Source organism: Thermosynechococcus sp. HY213, from assembly GCF_031460975.1.
GTDB lineage: Bacteria > Cyanobacteriota > Cyanobacteriia > Thermosynechococcales > Thermosynechococcaceae > Thermosynechococcus.
The window spans coordinates 195538-216758 of record NZ_JAVKVB010000016.1; the positions used below are offsets into that span (position 1 = coordinate 195538).

22 protein-coding genes are annotated in these 21221 nt (G+C 54.1%); 13 read left to right on the plus strand and 9 right to left on the minus strand.

Translation table 11 applies throughout. From position 1 onward, the window contains the following. Positions 1-14: 14 nt before the first annotated feature. Positions 15-2483, minus strand: coding sequence for a cyclic nucleotide-binding domain-containing protein (locus RHK62_RS10540; protein WP_310453697.1), 2469 nt, complete (start codon positions 2481-2483; stop codon positions 15-17). Positions 2484-2622: 139 nt separating this feature from the next. Between RHK62_RS10540 and typA the strand changes: the two genes are divergently transcribed. Together typA and RHK62_RS10550 are read left to right on the plus strand one after the other, a co-directional pair. Beyond that, entirely contained in the window at positions 2623-4413 is a 1791-nt protein-coding gene (typA, locus tag RHK62_RS10545; RefSeq protein WP_206199866.1) for a translational GTPase TypA, read from the plus strand. Then, positions 4413-4694 (plus strand): DUF3593 domain-containing protein, encoded by a 282-nt coding sequence (locus tag RHK62_RS10550; RefSeq protein ID WP_302676089.1) that lies wholly within the window; start codon positions 4413-4415, stop codon positions 4692-4694. The genes typA and RHK62_RS10550 overlap by 1 nt, the downstream gene beginning before the upstream one ends. A gap of 4 nt (positions 4695-4698) precedes the next feature. On the opposite strand, the gene RHK62_RS10555 is transcribed toward RHK62_RS10550, so the two are convergent. Next, positions 4699-6345, minus strand: coding sequence for an AarF/ABC1/UbiB kinase family protein (locus tag RHK62_RS10555; protein ID WP_310453698.1), 1647 nt, complete (start codon positions 6343-6345; stop codon positions 4699-4701). Between the two features lie 128 nt (positions 6346-6473). Between RHK62_RS10555 and trxA the strand changes: the two genes are divergently transcribed. Continuing rightward, positions 6474-6788, plus strand: a complete 315-nt coding sequence (gene trxA, locus RHK62_RS10560) for a thioredoxin (protein WP_149818701.1) — start codon at positions 6474-6476, stop codon at positions 6786-6788. Positions 6789-6827: 39 nt separating this feature from the next. Then, positions 6828-8072 carry a DUF445 family protein gene (locus RHK62_RS10565; RefSeq protein ID WP_310438190.1) on the plus strand — a complete coding sequence of 415 codons (1245 nt, stop codon included), beginning with the start codon at positions 6828-6830 and terminating at the stop codon, positions 8070-8072. Here the strand turns inward: RHK62_RS10565 and RHK62_RS10570 are convergent. Beyond that, entirely contained in the window at positions 8069-8659 is a 591-nt protein-coding gene (locus RHK62_RS10570; protein WP_310453699.1) for a DUF3318 domain-containing protein, read from the minus strand. The genes RHK62_RS10565 and RHK62_RS10570 overlap by 4 nt on opposite strands. 120 nt (positions 8660-8779) lie before the next feature. Here RHK62_RS10570 and RHK62_RS10575 point away from each other — a divergent pair, with 120 nt between their 5' ends. After that, positions 8780-10051, plus strand: a complete 1272-nt coding sequence (locus RHK62_RS10575; RefSeq protein WP_310453700.1) for an FAD-dependent hydroxylase — start codon at positions 8780-8782, stop codon at positions 10049-10051. Positions 10052-10131: 80 nt separating this feature from the next. Beyond that, positions 10132-11451, plus strand: a complete 1320-nt coding sequence (locus RHK62_RS10580; RefSeq protein WP_206199870.1) for a class I SAM-dependent methyltransferase — start codon at positions 10132-10134, stop codon at positions 11449-11451. Here the strand turns inward: RHK62_RS10580 and RHK62_RS10585 are convergent. Genes RHK62_RS10585 through dapF form a run of 4 tightly spaced genes read right to left on the minus strand, consistent with a single transcriptional unit; the run spans position 11443 to position 15047 of the window. Next, the gene (locus RHK62_RS10585) at positions 11443-12555 is read right to left on the minus strand and encodes a DUF819 family protein (protein ID WP_310453701.1); all 1113 of its coding nucleotides are present in this window, start codon (positions 12553-12555) and stop codon (positions 11443-11445) included. The two genes, RHK62_RS10580 and RHK62_RS10585, sit on opposite strands and share 9 nt — an antisense overlap. Further along, positions 12548-13267: a peptidase gene (locus RHK62_RS10590; protein WP_206199872.1), complete on the minus strand. Its 720-nt coding sequence runs from the start codon at positions 13265-13267 to the stop codon at positions 12548-12550. Before RHK62_RS10590 ends, RHK62_RS10585 begins: the two co-directional genes overlap by 8 nt. Positions 13268-13276: 9 nt before the next feature. Continuing rightward, positions 13277-14179 (minus strand): VWA domain-containing protein, encoded by a 903-nt coding sequence (locus tag RHK62_RS10595; RefSeq protein ID WP_310453702.1) that lies wholly within the window; start codon positions 14177-14179, stop codon positions 13277-13279. A 7-nt stretch (positions 14180-14186) separates the two neighbouring features. After that, entirely contained in the window at positions 14187-15047 is an 861-nt protein-coding gene (dapF, locus tag RHK62_RS10600; protein ID WP_206199874.1) for a diaminopimelate epimerase, read from the minus strand. Positions 15048-15077: 30 nt separating this feature from the next. On the opposite strand from dapF, the gene RHK62_RS10605 reads away from it, so the two are divergent. Further along, complete coding sequence (locus tag RHK62_RS10605; protein ID WP_149818719.1) at positions 15078-15296, plus strand: Hfq-related RNA-binding protein; 219 nt, start codon at positions 15078-15080, stop codon at positions 15294-15296. Here the strand turns inward: RHK62_RS10605 and larC are convergent. Next, the gene (larC, locus tag RHK62_RS10610; RefSeq protein ID WP_310453703.1) at positions 15288-16487 is read right to left on the minus strand and encodes a nickel pincer cofactor biosynthesis protein LarC; all 1200 of its coding nucleotides are present in this window, start codon (positions 16485-16487) and stop codon (positions 15288-15290) included. The two genes, RHK62_RS10605 and larC, sit on opposite strands and share 9 nt — an antisense overlap. Positions 16488-16559: 72 nt before the next feature. Then, positions 16560-16940 (minus strand): MGMT family protein, encoded by a 381-nt coding sequence (locus RHK62_RS10615; RefSeq protein ID WP_149818723.1) that lies wholly within the window; start codon positions 16938-16940, stop codon positions 16560-16562. Positions 16941-17272: 332 nt separating this feature from the next. Here RHK62_RS10615 and RHK62_RS10620 point away from each other — a divergent pair, with 332 nt between their 5' ends. Genes RHK62_RS10620 through RHK62_RS10645 form a run of 6 tightly spaced genes read left to right on the plus strand, consistent with a single transcriptional unit; the run spans position 17273 to position 21161 of the window. Then, positions 17273-18010 (plus strand): V4R domain-containing protein, encoded by a 738-nt coding sequence (locus tag RHK62_RS10620; RefSeq protein ID WP_206199877.1) that lies wholly within the window; start codon positions 17273-17275, stop codon positions 18008-18010. Beyond that, positions 17991-18566 carry a hypothetical protein gene (locus RHK62_RS10625; protein WP_310453704.1) on the plus strand — a complete coding sequence of 192 codons (576 nt, stop codon included), beginning with the start codon at positions 17991-17993 and terminating at the stop codon, positions 18564-18566. The genes RHK62_RS10620 and RHK62_RS10625 overlap by 20 nt, the downstream gene beginning before the upstream one ends. Before the next feature lie 9 nt (positions 18567-18575). Further along, positions 18576-19061, plus strand: a complete 486-nt coding sequence (locus RHK62_RS10630; protein ID WP_310438183.1) for a phycobilisome protein — start codon at positions 18576-18578, stop codon at positions 19059-19061. 56 nt (positions 19062-19117) lie between these two features. Then, positions 19118-19789 carry a V4R domain-containing protein gene (locus tag RHK62_RS10635; protein ID WP_206199880.1) on the plus strand — a complete coding sequence of 224 codons (672 nt, stop codon included), beginning with the start codon at positions 19118-19120 and terminating at the stop codon, positions 19787-19789. A gap of 50 nt (positions 19790-19839) precedes the next feature. Continuing rightward, entirely contained in the window at positions 19840-20322 is a 483-nt protein-coding gene (locus RHK62_RS10640; RefSeq protein ID WP_206199881.1) for a 2Fe-2S iron-sulfur cluster-binding protein, read from the plus strand. Between the two features lie 38 nt (positions 20323-20360). Next, positions 20361-21161, plus strand: coding sequence for a tetratricopeptide repeat protein (locus RHK62_RS10645; RefSeq protein WP_206199882.1), 801 nt, complete (start codon positions 20361-20363; stop codon positions 21159-21161). The last annotated feature ends 60 nt before the right edge of the window (positions 21162-21221 follow it).

A 21221-nucleotide genomic window follows, 5' to 3' on the forward strand; every position in this document is an offset into this window, starting at 1 on the left:
TCCAGCCCAGCCCATCAAAGTAAATAGGCAATTCCCCAAGCGAGAGCGAGAATGCCTAGCCAAGGGTGCCACATCTGTCGTAGGGGCGATCGCGCAATCTTTTGACTGAGGAGCAAACTGGCAAGGGTACTGACGACAAGTGTGGTCGTTTGCAGGAACCCGATCACTGCTGGATGGGCTTGCCAACTGGGCAAACTCGTGCCATCGAGGCCAAAGGGTGCAAAGGTTACGGGCAACAACTGACCCGCCTCCCCTAGACCAAGGGGCAAATAATAGGCCAAATTGGCACCCAGCACCAAAGGCAGATACCCGTAGGCCAAGCGCACAAAGGGAACCGAGCCTTGTCGGTGTATCTGATGCCAACCCCATGCCAAGAGTCCCGGCAGAGCTAGCGCCACCACCGCAATCATCGCCTGCAGGCCCAAATTGGCCTCTGCAAGTCCCAGCCATGCCAGAAGCAGCGGTAAACGGTGCAATACCACCGCCCCCAAGAGCAAAAACAGCAGGCAAACTTCAGCCGCCGTGGCTTCATGAGTAGTCCAGAGATCAATAGCCGGCGGACGCAGATTCACTTCCACCGAGCGATGCGGGCAAGCCTTGAGACAGGTCATACACAAAACGCAATTGCGGTTATCCGTTAGTTGAGCCGGATGGGAATAGACGGGACAGCCCCCCGTTTCTTGACCTTCCCCAAGGGCGGGCCCCCCTTTGTAGCATTGGTAGGTCTGGCAACTGGCAGCGCACACCCCCTGCTGTGCCCGCAATTCAAGAATGGAGAGTTTGCCAAAGAGGCCATTCATGCCACCAATGGGGCAGAGATAGCGACACCAAAAGCGACGTTCATAGAGCTGAGAAAAAATCACGGCTCCCGCTGTAATCAAGATCAGTAGCCAACTGGAGAGATAGGCCGTATTGGGTAAATCCCACAATTCTTCCCACAGGAGAATCACGGCAAAGAGGCCAAAGAGCACCCAGCCCCCCCAGCGTTCCGCCAGTTGACGCGGCCAAGGGCGCAGCTTGCGCGGCCAAATCTTGAGGGATAGCCTTTGCAGGACTTCGCCGTAAATCATAAAGGGGCAGACCGCACACCAAATGCGCCCCAAGAAGGGAAAGATCAGCAATGAGACCGGCCACCACCACGCCCAGAAGAGGTTCAGGGTAAAGTTGTCTGGGCGATCTTGGGGTCCCCAGAGGCCAATGGCGACAATCAGCGGAAAAAGCCAAAGGGTCAGGCCATAGTTGAGGCGATCGGGCCACCACGGACTGCGTAGAAAAGCACGCAATTGGGGATAGGCATTGAGTAGGTTCCAACGAAATCGCCGTTGGCGCGATCGCTCCGGCCAAAAGACTTCTTCAGTGAGTAACTCCGCCCCGTCTGCTTGCACAAGGGCACGCTCCACCAGACTCGCCAACTCCCGCAAATTGCCGGGAAAATCATAACTTTGCAGCCGGCGTAGGGCTTCGGGGGTAATCTGAGGCTTAGGAATGCCCCGTTGCCGGCAGTAGAGGGCAATATAGTAATTCACCAAGGCTTCAATATCTGCTTTTGTCACCCGCAGTGGGGGTACTTTAATTTGGTGGTGCACCAGATTTTGGTAACCGCAGCCTTTCTTTTCGGCAATCAAGATCAATCGCCCTGGAAAGCGGCGGGAGGGTACGGGGGGGTCGGCGACGGGTTCATAGGTCTGTTCGGCCACAAGGCGGCGCAGTTGCGGATAGAGGTGGGCAGGCCATTCATGGACATTGTTGAGGATCAGGGTGCCCTCTGCGACCCAGTCAAGGAGACCTAGTTTCGTGGCTTTGCCAAAGAGTTCTGCCCCATTGGCGGATAGGGTGCCACAGTTAAAACGAATCAGGGGTTGGCGACGATCGCGCGAGCCATAATGAATTAGCGCAGCAATATTGTCCTTTTCCAGACCCGGTTCACCAAAAATCAATACCGGCTGGCGATCGCTCGCGGCCTCTTTAATCCCTTGGCGTAAGCGCACGGCATAGCGACTACTCCCCACAATTCCCTGTTTTACGCGCGGTACAAGATAGGGGCGCAAGACTGCCTGCCGCTCCTGCTCGTGGGCAAGATCACTGAGGGTACTTTGCAACTGCTGCGACACCTGTTGGCGGAGTTCGGGAAATTGATCAGCCAATGTGGCAAACACCTCGCGGGGCAATGTCCACAATTCACAGTCCGTGAGGGTAATCACTGTTTGCGGTGCCCGTTGCTCCAGTACCAGTTCTGGCCAGTGCAAAACCGTTCCCGGTGGCAGGGTCGTTATAGTGGCGGGGCGATCGCGGGTGGTGTGGTAGGCTTCCAGCTCTCCCGATCGCAGGATCATCAGATGAGTAACGGGTGTGTCTTCAAGGACAATGCGACGATTGGCCGCAATGGATTCTGTGCGCAGGGCGGCAGCGATCGCCTCTAATGCTGCCAAAGAAAGCGATCTAAGAGGAGTATGGGTTTGCAGCCAACTCAGGCGATCGGTCATCGAGGGCACCCCCCAACAAAATTAGTGATGAGGAAACACCTCACTACCTATGGCTCAGTTCCTTTACCAAACTACGCTAGGATTGTAAAGGTTTCTTACGCTCCTCAACGCTCTATTACAAAACCCGCAGGAAGTCGCTATGAGTCTGCCGATTCGTAATGTTGCCATTATCGCCCACGTTGACCACGGCAAAACCACTCTGGTGGATGCCCTACTGCGTCAGTCGGGTACCTTTCGTGAAGGGGAAGACATTCCTGAGTGCGTCATGGACTCCCATGATCTGGAGCGCGAGCGTGGCATTACGATTCTGGCCAAGAATACAGCGGTTCGCTACAAAGACTTGACGATTAACATTGTGGATACCCCCGGCCACGCCGATTTTGGCGGTGAAGTGGAGCGCGTCCTTGGCATGGTGGAGGGTTGTCTGCTGATTGTCGATGCCAACGAAGGGCCAATGCCCCAAACCCGCTTTGTCCTGAAAAAAGCCCTGGAAAAAGGTCTGCGCCCCATTGTGGTTGTGAATAAAATTGACCGGCCGCAGGCAGAACCCTACAAAGCCATTGATAAGGTGTTGGACTTATTTATTGAGCTGGGGGCGGATGATGATCAGTGCGAGTTTCCCTATCTTTTTGCTTCGGGCTTGGCGGGCTACGCAAAAACAGATCTAGACGAAGAGGGCAAGGATATGCAGCCCCTCTTTGAGGCCATTGTCCGCCATATTCCACCGCCCGTGGGCAATCCTGATGCGCCGCTGCAACTGCAGGTGACCACCTTGGATTACTCGGAGTACCTAGGGCGAATTGTCATTGGCAAAATTCACAACGGCACCGTGCAGGTGGGACAGCAGGCGGCCTTGGTCAAGGATAACGGCCAAATTGTCAAGGCAAAGATGACCAAACTCTTGGGCTTTGAGGGACTGAAGCGGATTGAATTGGACATGGCCAGTGCCGGCAATATTGTGGCGATCGCGGGCTTTAGTGATGCCAACATTGGCGAAACCATCACCGACCCCAACAACCCCCAAGCCCTACCCCTGATCAAGGTGGATGAACCGACCCTGCAAATGACCTTTGCGGTCAATGACTCCCCCTTTGCCGGTCAGGAGGGAACCTTTGTGACCTCGCGGCAATTGCGCGATCGCCTGTTTCGGGAACTGGAAACCAACGTGGCACTGCGGGTCGAAGAAACCGACTCCCCCGATCGCTTTGCCGTTTCTGGTCGGGGTGAATTGCACCTTGGCATTCTCATTGAAACGATGCGCCGCGAAGGCTATGAATTCCAAGTGTCCCAGCCACAGGTGATCTATCGTGAAGTCAATGGTCAGCCCTGCGAACCCTACGAATGCTTAGTGCTCGACGTTCCCGATGAAGCCGTTGGCGGCTGTATTGAGCGTCTCGGCCAGCGACGCGGTGAAATGCAGGATATGCAGGTGGGGGGCAATGGTCGGACGCAACTGGAGTTTGTGATTCCGGCGCGGGGTCTCATTGGTTTCCGGGGCGAATTTATGCGCCTAACGCGCGGCGAAGGGATTATGAACCACAGCTTTTTGGACTATCGTCCCTTGGCAGGCGAGATCAGCACCCGTCGCAATGGCGTCTTAATTGCCTTTGAGGAGGGCACGGCCACCTTCTATGCCCTGAAAAACGCCGAAGATCGTGGTGTCTTTTTCATTACCCCCGGCACCAAAGTCTATAAGGGTATGATTGTCGGTGAGCATAACCGTCCGCAAGACCTCGAAATCAACGTCTGCAAAGCCAAACAACTCACCAACTTCCGCTCCTCAACGGGGGATGAACTAGTGCAACTGCAAGCACCTGTGGAAATGAGCCTAGAGCGGGCACTGGAGTACATTGGCCCCGATGAACTGGTGGAGGTAACGCCCCAATCCATCCGACTGCGCAAAATGAGCAAGAAGCTGGCACGCCGCTAATGCTGACGAATGCCTTTTTTGCCCTCTCGCTGTTTCCCTATTTGGGGTTCTTGTACTTCATGACCCGCAACCCCAACACCCCCCGTTTAGCCCTCATTGGCTTCTATGGGACACTGGTGTTTGTTGCTGTCACCATTCCAGCGGGACTCTATGCCCAGCAGGTCTATGACACAACCTTGGCCAATGTGGATGGGTTGCACGGGGGGGCAGAATTTTTTCTAACCTTGGCCAATATCCTGATTGCCTTGGGCTTTCGCCGCGCCCTCAGGGAATCCTCCTAACCGCCTATTGCCAGCGGCATAACCAAAGAAAGCGCAGCCAACTACGCAGGAGTGCCAAACCCGCTAGTGCTGCTACTGTAAAAAGAGCGATCGCCCCCCCCAAAGCTTTGGCTGACCACAACATCGCCCCCGCCAAAAGGGTAAAACCAGCCAATCCCAAATAGACTAAACAAATTAACAAACTCTCAATGCGCCGCAGTTGCCGCTCCATGGTGGGATTGCGCACCGACAGTTGCAGTTCGCCACAAGCCAAGCGATCCTCTAACTGTTGCAGCCGCACTTCAACCCGACTGGGCTGCTGTAATCGCTGGTTGATTAGGGTTTGGGTTTGGTGAATCAGTTCTCGCCAGCCCCCCCGCGAGTGACGCATGAATTCCTTGACAAAGGGTTGGGCCGCCGCACTCAGGTTGTACTCAGGGTCTAAACTGCGGGCAATCCCATCGAGGGTTGTGAGGGACTTGAGAATATAGGTCATCTTTGCGGGTAGGCGAAAGGGTTGCTGCTCAAAAAGGGCATACACATCCTGTTGCAACTCCCGAAACGCGGTTAAATCCACAGGCCGTTCGGTAAATCGATCTAAAATCAATTGCATAATCCGTTGTAGGGGGACTCTATCGGTAACAGGCATCAATAGCCCTAGTTCAATCAAGGCAGCAATCACGCGATCGCTATCCTTTTGCAGCACCGCAAAAAATGTTTGTACCATCTGCTGCTGATTCAGGGCTGGCACTTCTGTCATCATGCCGTAGTCATAGAAGATGAGATCGCCTTCCTTGGTCACGGCCAAGTTCCCCGGATGCGGATCAGCGTGGAAGAAGCCATCAATCAATAACTGCTTGAGATAGCAACAAATTCCCCGCTGGTTAATCATCTGGGGATTCAAGCCAAAGGCTTCGATGGCGGCGCGATTGTCAATGCGAATGCCGGGGAGATACTCCATCGTCAGGACATAGCGGCAAGTATGCGTCCAATAGACCTTGGGGACGCGAATATGGGGGTCTTGGGCAAAGTTGGCACGAAAGCGATCGGCATTTTGCCCCTCTTGAACGTAATCAATTTCCCGCAGCAGAATACTAAAAAACTCCTCATAGATCTCTTGGAGGGCATAGGGACGGAGAAAGGGCAGCCAGCGATCGCCCCAGCGAATGAGTTCACCAATGGCCAGATAGTCCAGATACAATTTCGCCTCTAGATGGGGGCGTTGTACCTTGACAACAACCTGTTCACCACTGTGGAGTGTGGCGCGATGGACTTGACCGAGACTGGCGGCTGCAAGGGGTTTGGGATCAAAGGTGGCGTAGAGATCGGCAAGGGGTTGCCCCAAGTGCTGCTCAATCAGGGCGATCGCCTGTCGCGAGTCAAAGGCAGGCACCTGATCCTGTAGCTTTCTTAGCGCTTCAATGTATGCCGGGGGCAAAAGATCAAAACGAGTGGAGAGAAACTGACCCATTTTAATAAAGGTCGGCCCCAAGACCAATAATTGCTGTACGAGCCAACGCGCACGTTGAGATTGGGCGCGATCGCTCCGCCGCCGCCAAGTATAGTCCCACAGCAGTTGACTCCCAAAGCGCCCCAACACCCCCACAATTTGGCTCACACGGCGAAACAGGAGCCAGCAACTCGGACGATAGGTAGAGGCAGTAACCAGCATTCAGCAGCAATCACAAAAAGTGCCCAACCTCAACAATACTCCCTTTTTCACGGGCATTCAGATTTGCTCGCCCCGATTCTCTTCTGCCGTGTCTATGATGAGAACTAGAGTCCTGATCGGAATTTGCTATGGCGACCACACGTCAATTTAGTAGCTTCAGCGATCTCCTAGCCACCACAGACAAACCCCTCTTGGTTGACTTTTATGCCGACTGGTGTGGTCCTTGCCGCATGATGGCGCCGATTTTAGAGCAGGTCAAGCAAGTTTTGAAATCGGCTGTTGAGGTCGTCAAAATTGACTCCGAGCGCTATCCCCAACTGTCGAGTCAATACCACGTTCATGCTCTGCCAACCTTGATTCTTTTCCACCGAGGCCGTGAGGTTCAGCGCTGGGAAGGGGTTCAGCCGCCAGAAGTTCTGATTGATGCGATTCGCCGCCTGTAAAATTCTTCAAAAGAAAGGTGTTTGAGGAATCAATCAGGATTGGCCAATATCAGCTATTGGACATTGCTCGTACCACCGTTGGCGGGGGGCGTCATCGGCTACTTTACGAATGATTTAGCCATTACCATGCTCTTTCGCCCCTACAAGCCTATTTATGTCGGCGGCAAGCCACTCCCCTTTACCCCCGGTCTGATTCCCCGCAATCAGGAGCGGCTGGCTCGTCGCATTGCTGATGCCATTCTGGGTTCTCTCCTGACGCCAGAGGAGCTGCAAAACTTAGCGCGGCGTCTGTTGCAAGTGGAACGAGTGAAGGCGGTCATCCATTGGCTCCTACAAACAAGTCTGAGCCAAATTCAGGCTCAAAGTGAACAGCGATCGGCCCAAGTTTTGGCCAATATTCTACGGGATTTTTTTGGCAGTGCCCTACCCCGTTTGATTAAAGTGTGGTCGCGGCGGGAAGATTTTCTGGAACCACAACTGAATCAACTCTTTGATCAGGTATTAGTGGAGCTGCAACTGAGTGATGAGCAGGCGGAAAAACTGGCAGATTGGCTGCTGTCGGTCATGTTGCCCCCCGATCGCCTGCGACTGGCGATTATTGACTTTCTCACCGATCGCACGATTAATGTCCTCGATCAAGAACTACGCCAAAATACCAGTGGCACCTACTGGGTGGTGGCTAATCTGGTGGGGGTGCGCAATACGTTAATTCGCCTGCGGGAGTATTGTCTCAATGAACGCGAAGCTTGTAACCGCCGCCTTGGAGAATTAATCACGGCATTGGCACTGCGGCAACGCTTGGTGGAAGCGCTGCAAAATATCACCCTACAAAGTTTGCCCCTCGGTACGGTGCGGGAGCTACGGCAACTGTTTCGGCAGACAGTGCGCAGCTATATCCAAGAGCAGGGCTTTAGTGTCGTTGAAACGCTCAGTCAAACGGTGGAGTGGGAAACGATTTCCCTGAGTATTTTGCGGCGACTGCGGGATTCAGCCAGTCTGGGTGCCTCGCTGGAAGTGGTCAGCGATGAATTGGCTCTAGTGCTCGATCGCTATCTGGAACGGGATATGGAACTGATTATTGAGCGGGCGATTCCGATTTTGGATTTGGATCGGGTGATTGTGGATCGGGTCAAGGCCACCTCGCCAGAAAATCTGGAACTAGCCATTCAGGGCATTGTTCGCAGTGAGTTGCAAGCCATTGTCCGCTTGGGGGGCATTCTTGGCTTTTTGATTGGGGTGGCACAGGCCGGCTTTTTGTACTGGCAAAGTCTGCAAGCCCCCTAAACAGGAACTTTGATCTCAGATTCACCCGCCAACTGGCGCAGGTTTTGGCAGCGAATGAGTTCTGTGACCGTGAGGACAGGACGCCGCTCTAACTCTGCCACCTGAGAAATCCCTGCAAGGAGAGCCTTGGCAGCCTCTTGTTCACTGTAGCCGCGCCGTTGAGCCAATTGCAGGGCTTGGCGATCGGCCGCTACTTCCACGGGAATGCCCCGCGTATTTTGCCACACTTGAAGGCCAGCAAAGGTGGTTAGCCCCCCGGCTACCAAAATGCCGACAGGATCTGCTTGGACAACTTGTAAGACTGTACCCAGCAAGCCTGCCACCGTGAGTCCTTGGTAGAGATCAAGTTTGATCAAACCCGTGGTGTTAAACCACGCCACTGCCCGCAGCAATAAAAGATCGCGCTCTGGGGTATCGAGATGCTGCCACAGGCGAAAGTTAATTTCAATCGGGCGATCGCCCCAAGGAAGAGCGGGCTGATAGTGCAACACTTTGCTTTGTTGTGGTCGAGAAACCAACTTACAGCGCATCCGTGCCGACGCCGGCATCAGATCAAGCAAGCGCGGAATCTCAGCCTCTGGGGTCATAGGGAAACTCATACACTCATTGCTCTGCCTTTAGTCTGCCATTACCATCCCTTTTCTGCAATCTTTTAAATTCCTTAGAATGAGGGAGCAAGTGTTTTTTGTGCCTGAATCAAAATGGTGATGACATCGGCTTTTGCCCCCGCAGAACAATCGCTGGTCGCTTCTGGCCAAGAATTGCCCGCCGTGGATGTGGCGATTGTCGGTGCGGGGATTGTGGGTCTGAGTTTGGCCTGCGCCCTACGCCATAGTGGCCTAGCGATCGCTCTCATCGAAGCAACACCCTACGCGCGGGAAAACACCAAAGGCCAAGCCTATGCTCTGCACCAAGTGTCCCGCTACTTCTTTGAGGGGATAGGGGTGTGGGATCAGCTGATGCCCCATGTGCAGCCCTTTGAGGTGGTGCAACTCTCCGATGGCCATTGCCCCTTGACCGTTCGCTTTTATCCTGAGGATTTGGGCACAGCGGCCATTGGCTATGTCGGTGAACATGCAGCGATCGCCGAGACCCTTCAGAGCGTTCTACAGTCTGTTGGCAATGTGACGTTCTATTGTCCGTGGCGGGTGGTGGCCAATGAAGTGAAGGGCGATCGCGCTCAGTTGACGCTCATTTCTGGTGGCCCGACCGCACCCAAGGTGGCTCACTTGGCAGCGCGTTTAGTGGTGGCAGCAGATGGTGGCAAGTCTCCCCTGCGGCAGCAGATGGGCATTGAACCCAAGGGATGGCAGTATGGTCACTCCTGTGTGGTTGCTACCCTCGAGGTTGCCCATCCCCAACCCGTGATCGCCTATGAACGCTTTTGGCCAACAGGCCCCATGGGGGTGCTCCCCCTAGCGGGGAATCGCTATCGAGTGGTTTGGACACTGCCCCACCTAGAGGCACAAGCCGTTGCTGCCCTCGACGATCGCGCCTTTCTAGCGAAACTTCAGCCCTATCTTGACCCGCAGATGGCGCAGATTACGGGGGTGAGCGATCGCTTTGTCTTTCCAACCCAATTAATGCAAGTGAATTCCTATGTGGCCGATCGCTTTGTGGTTATTGGCGATGCCGCCCATCGCTGTCATCCAGTGGGAGGGCAAGGGCTAAATTTAGGCCTGCGGGATGTGTGGGCACTGGCGCAACAAATTCTTGCTACACCTTGTGAGAGACTGGGCGATCGCCCGTCCTTGATCCAATTTCACCGTCAACGCTGGTGGCAAAATGCCCTAACCCTTGGATTTACCGACCTACTCAATCGGCTTTTTTCCAATGCGTGGTGGCCTTTGGTGGGGGTGCGCCGCTGGGGCTTGTGGCTGTTGCGAACTGTTGCCCCCTTCAAACGTCTGGTGCTGCGGTTTATGGCTGGTCTCCTGCTACCCCTACCGAGCGATCGTCAATTCCCCAGAGGGCGTTAAAACTTTCTGCGCAATTATCTCCAGCGCCATCATTCTGTAGGATTAATTTGACAGAGAAACGAACCACTTGGGAGAAATAGATGGCTGCTACGGATGATCTAGAGAAAATTCGCCGCCAGTTTGACTATGGCCCCTATCCCCGTGTTGCCATTGACAAAACTCCCAAGGATGAGCCGAATGTTCTCTTTGTCCACGATTTGGTGACCGCCTTTTATGTGCGGGATCATTGGGTGCCAGAGACCAAGGGCAAGCGGATTCTCGATGCCGGGTGTGGCACTGGCTATAAGTCCTTAGTGCTGGCGATCGCCAACCCCGGCGCGGAAATTGTCGGTATTGACCTGTCCCCTGAGTCTGTGAAGTTAGCGGCAGAGCGACTCAAGTTCCATCACTTTGACAACGTTTACTTTGAGGCGCGCTCCATTTTGGATTTACCCAGTTGGGGCGAGCAGTTTGACTACATCAATTGCGATGAGGTGTTGTATCTGCTGCCTGACCCCGTCGCAGGCCTCAATGCCCTCAAAAGTGTCCTTAAGCCCGATGGTATCTTGCGCGCCAATCTCCACAGTGCGCTGCAACGCTTCCCCTACTTTCGTGCCCAAAACCTCTTTAAGCTGATGGGCTTGATGGACGACAACCCCGAAGAAATGGAAATGGACATTGTCCGCGAGATCATGAAAGAACTCAAGGATGGTGTCGATCTGAAGGTTCGCGCTTGGAACCCGCACTATGAGAAGGAGGAGAGTAATGAGACCCTCTTGGCGAATCATTTACTGGTGGGCGATAAGGGCAGCACGATTCCCCAACTCTTTCAATACCTAGAAGCAGCGGGTCTGGAATTCATTTCCATGGTTAACTGGCGCCACTGGAATCTGGTGGATCTCTTCAAAGACCCAGAGAACCTGCCCACCTTTTTAGCGCTGAGCTTGCCCGATGTGCCCCAGGCAGTGCAATTGGAGATGTATGAACTTTTGCATCCCGTGCATCGCCTCTTGGATTTTTGGTGTAGTCCGCAACCCCGTGCCGCGGTACCCGACTTAGGGGAATGGTCTGAGGAGCAGTGGGATCAAAGTACGATTTATCTCCATCCGCAACTGCGCACTGAGGCAATCAAGGAAAAATGGCTAGGGTATCTCAATGACCGCATGATTGTAGACTTGGGCACATTTATGTCCTTTTCTAGTCCCACGTCGGTCTATGTGGATCCGCTGGGATTGGCAACACTGCTGCCCTTGTTTGATCAGCCCCTTCCCTTTCCAGAGCTGTGCGATCGCTATCAACGCTTGGCTCCCCTCGACCCCCTCACCCTAGAACCCATTGAACCAAGGGTGGCACGGCAACAACTGCAAGCCCTTTTGACCCGCTTGGAATTGAGTTTATTTGTTCTGGTTAGTTTACCCTAAACCCATCCAGCCAAGAACTTGGGCAAGCGCCAGTCCCAAATAGCTGGCGATCGCATAGCCAAGCAGTCCCAAGGTAATCCCGACCCCCATTAACTGGGGTTGATGCCGACCCGTGGCTTGGGCAACGGCTGTGGTTGGTCCGCCAACAGCTGCCTGGGAGGCAAGGGCAAGCAGTTCCACATCCAACTTCAGGAGTGCCCCAAGGCCGAAGGTGACAAGACCGTGGGTAAACACAATCATGGTGGTAAAGAGAATCATTTCCAGTCCCACCGGAATGAGCGAGGGCACATGGGTACCGGCACCAATCACCGTAAAAAAAAGATTCAGGCCAAACATTCCCAAAGCGCCCGTGCCCCGCAGGTAGCGCATCCATTTGAATTGCGCCAGCGCCAAGCTGAGGGTGGTGAGCCAGACAATGGTGGGAATCAGCGGCCAAAACTGATGCAGTGCCGTTGACAAGACCAAGATAGCTATGGCCAAGCTGAGGAGAATGGCCAAATCCACAGGAGCGATCGCTGAGGTCGTCGGTAGCGGCATCACTCTAACAGTTGCCTCTGCATCCCGTGAAGGATAAAAACGGGCTAATAGCGAGGGTAGAGTAAGGGTTATCGCCAGCCAAACTGCCGTGAGCAGGTTATCCGCCGTCGTGGCCGCACTAAAGAGCAAATCCGAAAGGTTGAGGGCACGCCCAACCCCCACGAAGTTAATGCTGCCGCCAATATAACTAGCCGCCAAACTGCCCGCCAAGCGGGGGGTATCCCCCAAAAACCAACGATGGAACAGCACACCTGCAAGGAGAGCGCCCACCAAGGTTCCACAACTGGCCAGGCCAAAGGCCAACAGCGCCGATCGCCCCAAGCGCCGCACATCCTGTAAATTCACCAGCAGTAGTAGCCAGACGATCGCCAAGGAGGTGATGGTGCCGTAGATCGTGTCATAGACCGGCGATTGTTGGGGAATAAGACCCAAATTTGCACAAATGGCAGCCAGAATCAAAACAATCAGCGCAGACCCCAAGCGTGCTGCCCAGGGAAAACGCTGCTCTAGCCATAGCCCCAGCGCCGTCAGCGTCGATAGGATGCCCCAAAGGATCAAGTCATCCATGGGGGGTCAACTCCGCTAGCCGCTGTCCCAACCGTGTCGGCTGCTCATAGACCCGCCGCAGGGTATTCACATCCCGCTGTGAAATGGGGGGCGGATCCGCCACTTGGGCAAAATAGAGGGCATCAGTGGGTAGGGGGCTATGTCCCCAAATGCCGAGGGCATGACCCAGTTCGTGGCGCAGCGCTGCAAGGACAAACTTGGCAGCTTGAGTCGGACGCACCACGACACGGCAGCGATGGCGCAGCACCCCTTGGCTATCCACAAAGAGTTCGTAGCTGGTTTCAGCAAAGCGGGCGCGGCGGTTATTTTGATCCGTGGGTCGCTGCGAGAGCAAGCGAATATTCGCCGCCAGGCTGGCATCCACAATTTTTAGGGGCAAATAGGCGGACCACTCCTTTACGGCCTGTTCTGCCGCTGCTTGCCACACATGGTTCGGATCCCACGGCGGCGGTTCAATGGCAACGGTGACCGGGAACTCTGTCCACAGTAGATAGCCCACTTCCACCGCTTGGACTTCATCAAAATAGTCCTCACCTTTCCTAGGAATCTCAGCTAGGGAGGGGGGCAACGGATAATGCACTGCTGCTGGCAGTTGGATATTCTGGCGCGTCAGGTTTGCGGTGCCTGCCAAGGACTCCCAATTCCCTTGGGTACCGCCCAGCATCAATCCTAGGGCAACCATGCACACCAAGAACCACCAGCGACGCTTCATCCTTGCTCCTCAACAGGTTTGTACAAAGGGCCAGCCCGGAAATCGCCAGAGAATAAGGGGAATTGCCACTGTCCAGAAAAAGGCATTGAGCAAGGCAATTTGACCCGCCAGATTCATCGGCAGATGCAACCATCCCTGCAACACCCAGCGATCCAAGGGCAAGACCAAGAGCCACATAAAACAAATGACGGCTATTCCGCCCCAAAAGATTGGCCAGCGGGCGTTGCTATTGAAGCCCTCAAAAAAGGTTTGACCCACCAGTTCTTCGAGAATGGCGACGGGGGCAGAGCGGTATTGCCCACCTGTGACTTGGGTAGCGGCGGCCAGTTGCGGAGCATGATCACCGACAACAATGGCGTTGATTTTGACTCGTTGTTGGCGGGCATTGGCCACCACGCCTGCATCTACTGGGGCTTCCCCATCGGTAATGAGGAGCAGTTGGCGGCAGCGATTCGAGATCTGTTGCAGTTGTTGGGTGGCCATGGCGATCGCCCCCGAAAGATTGGTGGCACTGGGATCCACTTGGGCAAGCAAGTCACTGCGATTGAGGGCTTGATCCAATTGGGTGAGGAGCAGATCACTATTGGTCTCAAACCGCGGCGTCAGGAACACCACATTGCGGCCAAAGCCGTGGATCATGACTTCGTTGGGGTTGGTGAGTTCCCGTTGGTTGCGTTGCAAGTAGAGCTTGGCAGCGAGCACCTGCTGCGCCATTACAGTTTGGGGTTGATTAAATTGCAACGGATTATTGCCAAACGTACTGCCGCTGAGATCAAGGGAGAGGACAACGGCGACACTAGGGCGTCCCCAATTCAACAGTGAGAAGAGCAGCGCCAGCAGGACACAGCCTATGAAAAGAATGAGGGGAATCTGAAAAAGAGGGTAATACCACAGTTGTCGCCGACGGGTCATAACTCACCTAAGGCAAGGTACCGCTAAAGACTGCGAGGGCAGGCCCGGTCATATACAAATGTTGGCTAGGCAAATCCCAGCGAATATGGAGATCTCCCCCCGGCAGTTCAACCGTGGCTTGGGCTTGATCGCCCACAGGACTCAGGCGATGGGTCAAGACGGCAGCGACGAGAGTAGCACAGGCTCCCGTTCCACAGGCAAGGGTCATGCCCGCTCCCCGTTCCCAGACGCGCATCCGCAGGCGATCGCTCCCTAGGACTTGGACAAACTCAGTATTGGTACGCTGGGGAAAAACGGGGTGATGTTCAAACTGTGGGCCAAGGGTTGCCAGATCAACCGCAGCAACATCCTCGACAAACGTGACACAGTGGGGATTTCCCATACTCACACACGTCACCAACCACGGGCGATCGCCCACCATTAGGGGCACATCAATCACCTTTTGATCTGCGGCTGCCAAGGTGGTGGGAATCTGCTGCGCCAAGAGTTGGGGTTTGCCCATATCCACCGTTACCTGACCATCCGCTTGTACCTCTGGCACAATGAGACCGGCAAGGGTGTCAATGCGGTAGCGCACGATTTCGCCGGCGGAGCGACCCTCAAGGGCAAAAATAAACTTGGCCAAACAGCGAATGCCATTACCGCACATTTCGGCCACTGAGCCATCGGCATTGTACATCCGCATGCGGTAGTCGGTATCCCCCGTGCCTGTCAGCAAAAAAATGACGCCATCGGCGCCCACGCCAAAGTGGCGATCGCACCAGTGTTGCGCTTGTTCTGGGGTTAAGAGCAGCTCTTCCTGATGGCGGTTGTCAATGAGGAGGAAGTCGTTTCCTAACCCTTGGTACTTCTGAAAAGATAGGCTCATAGAATTAAAAAGGTACGAGAGGGGAAACCAATGACCGACGAATTCAATACGGCACTGCCCAGCATTCGCCAGTTGCAGACCTTCATTAAAGATAGCACCGAGGTTGAAGTCAAGCTCAGCACCAGTGATCTCGTGGTTGGTAAGGTGCGCTGGCAGGATATGAATTGCCTCTGCGTTGTCGATCACTACGATCAACCCACCATTATTTGGAAACAGGCCATTGTCTTTATTAAACCCAAGCTAGCTTAAAGGCCACAGTTGCTGAGCTACGGCCAAGGCTTCTTGATAGATGGCCTGCCAAGGTTGCTGATGCTGACGGGCAAGGGCGGCACAGTCTTCGTATTCGGGCTGGACATTGAGCCGCTGTCCTCGGTGTTCGGCTATTTTCACCCGTACTTCACCAAAGGATGTTGTGATGGTTTTGATTTGGCGTTCAAGGATATAGCGCTCCTGTACCTGCCGCCGCAGCCCCAGCGTCGTTGTTTCGCGAAAGAGGGTCTGGACACAGGCGGCCTCTGCACTGGGGGGACACAGCACCGTGAGCAACACCCCCAAGCGTGACTTTTTCATCGTAATGGGTTGGTAAAAGACCTCAATCGCACCAGCAGCATAAAGTTGTTCAAGAGTATAGCTGAGGGCTTGGGGTGTCATGTCATCCAGTTGGGTTTGCAGTTCGACAATGGTTTTTGCCGTAGTTGTTTCTGCTGAGTTCGACAGGGTTCCCAACCAGAGACGCAAGAGATTCGGTAGGGGCAACTCTTGACTCCCAGCGCCTAAGCCCACCCGTTTCAATGTCATCGCTGGCGGTGCCCCAAAGCCCTCACTCAGGGCACAAACCAAGGCAGCTCCCGTAGGCGTGACCAGTTCTTTTGCAATGCCGTTGCTATAGAGGGGCACTTGGTAGGTTTGGCACAGTTGTAAGACCGCAGGAACAGGGACTGGTAGTTGACCATGAGCCGCTTTGACCGTTCCGCCCCCAGTGGGTAGCGCCGAGCAGTAAATGTGACTAACATCGAGGTAATCCAACCCCAAGCAGGTGCCGACAATATCCACGAGGGCATCTACCGCTCCCACTTCATGGAAATGTACTTTTTCTGGCTCAATGCCATGCACGGCGCCCTCAGCAATGGCCAAGGCTTCAAAAACCTTGAGGCTCCAGTCACGGGCGCGATCGCTGAGGTGGGCGGCACGGATTTGCTCTGCAATGTCTGGCCAATGGCGATGGTGATGGGAGTGGCGATCGCGCCGATGCACCTGTGCTTTTAATCCCCGCTGTCCCTTGCGCTGCACCGTTTCTGTGGTCAACTCAAACTCATCGGCAATCCCGAGCTTTGCCAATTCGCTTTGGAGGTAGTCGAGGGGAACCCCCAGATCAAGGAGGGCACCCAGACACATATCCCCTGCCACCCCAGCAGGGCAGTCAAAATAGGCAACCGTCATAGCAAACTCACAGGTGCAGCGGCACTAAGGACTATGATACCGGGTTTATAGTGAGCGAAACTGCAAGGAGACTTACCCTACCGCTGAGGTTTCTGTGGCGATCAACAGCTCATCAACTATAACCGACGGTTGCCACTGGTAGCGCCTCAAGTTAATGCGATCGCCCGCCTCAAAAATAATCCCCTCTGCCTCTAGGCGCCAGCGCTGTAACTCATCCGTCCCTTGGCGTTGGGGCGCGTAGGAGATTTTGCCTTGGGCATTAACCACCCGATGCCATGGAATGTCAGAATTCGGTGCCACTTGATAAAGGGCATAGCCCACATAGCGTGCATGACGCGGCCAACCACACAGGGCGGCAATTTGGCCATAGGTGGCCACACGTCCTACGGGGATTTGCTTCACTAACCAATAAATTTTTTGTTGAAACGTCAGTGCCTGCGTGTCTGTCTTCATAAGATTTCACATTTTAAGGCACATTCAACTCCTCTAAATCCGTATTCCTACGGAGGAAAGCATCAAAATGAACCCCCTAGATTAAACATTAAGGGTGGTAACAGGATTACTAAATTCAATTAAGAACACCTGCCCCCGAAAAGATAGATCGGTCATGATTTAAGCAGCAGTAATGCTGAGGCAGGGGAGGGTGGAATTCGTTGTTTTGTGTTGAACCATGATGTGTTTCTCATCGAATTGCTTTTTGCTGAATGATGGCTTCTATGCTTTTTTGACTTGAGTTCCCAATTGTCTTTGTCAATATTCTTGACGCTATTTGATGGAGTCACCCTATGACCATGACCAGTTCCCGACCCCAAGCCGCCACTGGCGATCGCTATGGTGTTAACCATCTCCTGCGCAAAAAATACCCGAAACGCCACCATCACTATGCCTTTTGGGACTTCTTTGAATTCGATAGCGATCGCGGTACCTACACCGATTGGAACAATGCCCGCAACCTCCTCGTCACCGAAGATTTCGTCATTGGCCTCATTGAAGGCCTTGAAGAGGAAGTTGGTCCTGCCTCCAGCGTCGTCATGTACAAAATTGGTGAAGAATGGGGACGCCGCGATGCCGAGTTCTTTGCCAAATGGTTCCCGACCGAATATGGCTATGAGCAGGGGATCAAGCAAATGCGGCTTCCCTATGTCCTCGAAGCTTGGTGGTGGCCCTACACAACCCAAGGCTGGGGCAACTGGGAAGTGGATCTCAGTGAGCAAAAACACGGCTTCATGTTTATCAACATCTTTGATTCGGTTGTGGCGCGTACCTTGGGGGATGTTGGCCGACCCGTGTGCCACCTCTACGCAGGCCTCTTTGCCGGTTTCTTTAGCGGCCTGATTCAAAAAGAACTCAGTTGTATTGAAATCCAGTGCTACGCTATGGGAGAAACCTACTGCAAGTTCCTGCTCGGCAAGCAAGATCGCATTGATGCCGCTGCCTTCTGGCAAAACGAAGGAGCCTCCGCCAAAGATATTGAAAAACGGCTCCGCAGTGGAGAACTGGTCTATGAAAAACCGAAACGGTAATTGGCAACAGCAAGCCGTTGCTGAATTCTTTGAGGAACTGAACTGGCTGGGCTTGGTGCACCAGCAGCCGGTCGCAGAAACCTTGGTTCTCAACTGGCAATCCCTGAAAGTAGGAGAATTTTGGCAGCGGGTCAATTGGCTGGGGCTTGAGGTCAAAGGGGCGATCGCTCCCACGAGTCCCACAGAATGGCCCAGCTACCGCGTCAAGGACTTCTTTGGTCACATGAACTGGGAAGGGATTGAGGTCATCTTGCCTGCGATCTCACCCCCCCTAGAGGAGGAAATGGCGGCTCCCCCCGTTGCTGCCCCTATCCTCCCTTGGGCTGCATGGTCGGTAGAAACCTTCTTCCGCCAACTCAACTGGGAAGGCCGTCCGGATCAAGCCATCTCCCTCGAGCCAAGTCTGTGCCTCTGGCGCCTGTCGGTCAAAGACTTCTGTGCCAGTATTCCTTGGGCAGGCCAACCCGTGATTGCCCAACTGAGGAAAGTGGAACCCCCGCCCCCTGCCCCCATGGAACCCGAAGTCACCCTCTCAGACTTATCAAACCTGTTTTAGGAGATCCCTATGCACACGGAGTTAATGAATCTCTACTACAAAGCCGAAGAAAACTACCTCAGCAATGTGGACATCAAAGTCTTCCGCCACCACATCGAGTCTCTGCAACAGCGGTTGAGTACCTATGAATTTCTGCGGGATCATGAAATTGAAATCTTCCAGCCTGTAGCCGACACTCTGCAAAAGAAATACCCCACCGAAAATCCCCAAACCCTTGAGCAAGTGTTGCGTCAAGCGATCGCCCTACTGCGCTATGCCGCCATGGCCATGCTCCTGAATAACCCCGAGTTTTTGCAGCATCGGCTCCTCGAGTGGCTCACGAAAGTGGTCAACACCCACCAAACCCAAACCCTATGGAGCAGTTGCCACGAGCTTCTCAGTGCCCGCCTCAAGGAAATGCTCACCGAGGCTGAGCAGGACTTGATTTTGCCGCTGTTGGATCACGCCCAAGCGACCCTTGTGGGTCTGCCAGCGGTGGTCTCTGTCCACGCCTAGGTTAGGGTTGGAAGTCTGCTGAAAGTGCTTGTTATGCCTACGAATGAGGATGCCCTATGATCTCCGTTGCTGATTTGGTCAAAGACCCCATCATCCTCGGCAATTACTACGCTGCCGATGCTTATGTACAGGGGGATTTTGAAACAGGTCTGATTGAAAACCGCAAAGGTGCCCGTCTGATTGCCCTACCCGATATTTTGCTCCAAGCCATCTATGCCGGCCTCGATCAGGAAGTGGGACAGGCCAGTGGGGTGGTTCTCTTTAACTGTGGTCGCTGGTGGGGCAAGAACTTTTATCGCCGATTTGTCGAGGAGGTCAGCGAGTACTATCGCCGTCCCCTTGCGGAAATGGAAATGGTGGAGTTTCTCCAGTGTCTCAAGGAATGCTGGAAGACCCACGGTTGGGGCACGATTGATCTCGATGTGAGCTTCTACCAGCAGGGCTTTTTGGTGGTGAAAACGTGGGACTCCCCCTTTGCGGCGGCGGCTCCCAAAAATACGGGTCAGCCCCAATGCGCTGCCGAGGCGGGGATTTTAGAGTCCTTCTTTAGCCAATTGACCGGTCGCGATCTCCACTGTGTGCAAACTGCCTGTGAAACCCTAGGGGCAACCAATAACCTCTTTGTCTTGGGCTTGCGGGAGCGGGTCGAACCGGCTAAGGCTTGGCTGCAAGAGGGACAGGATCATGACACGATTATGGAGCGGCTATGTCGCACTCAAGCCGCTTGAGTATGATCCTAAAGTAACTCTCGATGCGTCATTAAAAGGAGAAAAGAGCAGTGGCCAAAGTTGTCAAACTTGAACCCATCTCGCGGGAAACCACGATTAATACCAATGACAATTTGCTGTCTGCTCTATTGGACTCTGAACTCCATGTGCTCAAGGAGTGTGGCGGGCGCGGGATGTGTGCCACCTGCCATGTCTATATCAAAGAGGGGATGGAGAGCCTCTCCCCGATCAGTAAGCGTGAGCAACGCACCCTTGAAGTGATTACAACGGCAAATGCCACCTCTCGCTTGGCCTGTCAGGCACGGGTACTGGGGCCGGGGGTAGTGGTGGAGCTACCCTCAGGGATGTATGTCAGCGCGGTTGAAGATATTGAGTCTTTGATTGGGCGGCGGGCTGAGCAGGATATTTTGCACCCCCTCGATGGCCGCGTCTTGGTGGAAGCGGGCAAGCTCATTACCCGCACGATGATTACCCAGCTGAAAGATACCCAAGTGCAGGTGGGGCAATATCTCGCCAATACGTCGGATGCCTAACCAACCACTTCATTTTCATCCTCAGGGAGGCACCATTTATGGAAGACCGTAGTTTGAATTCCCATGACACGCCATCGGGCAGGGGGCTAGCACCCCTAGAATGGGGCGCAACAGGGCTAACGGTTGTGTTGTCGGTGGCGGCGGCTGCGACCCAACAGGCCATTTTGACAGCGATCGCTCCTTTGCCCCTCTCATTGGCGGTGGGCTTAAACTTAGTGAGCCGTAAAAAATTGGATGCCCAGTTCCAAGCCTTTGTGCAGCAACAGGAGGCCAAAATTGCTGAATTGGTGGCGTCCCAAGGGCAGCAGCAGTCAGAGGTCGGCGGCCTTACCTTGGCCCTGAGTCAGGTATGCGATCGCCTTGAGGATGTGCAGAAACAGGTCATGCAACTCAACCAAGGGGCACGGGATCTCCACGACTACACCCGCATTCTTGACACCGAGCAAAAACAAATTGAGGAAGTGCTGGATTGCTTGCGGGAAATCGAGAAAAATACCCAAGTGATCCAAGTGGATCCCAGCCATGCCAAGGCCTACTACAATCGCGGTCTGACCCATCAGCGTCTAGGGGATGCCGAAGCAGCAATTCTCGATTACACAGAAGCGATTCGAATTAACGATAGCTATGCCAAGGCCTATCACAATCGCGGTGTAGCGCGCTCAACTTTGGGCGATCGCAAGGGAGCAGTAGAGGATTTGCGCACAGCGGCGAAGCTCTTCTTTGAACAAGGGGACATTAGCAGTTATCAGCGGGCACGGGATCTGGCCAAGCGTATCCATGAAGTGGGGAGTATTGAACAGGACAATAAAGAGGTACCCTTAGAAATCCTCTTCTCCTAGGGGACAATTCATTTTGCTGCTGACCCTGCATTGACAGGGGCAAAATTGCGAATCATTCTG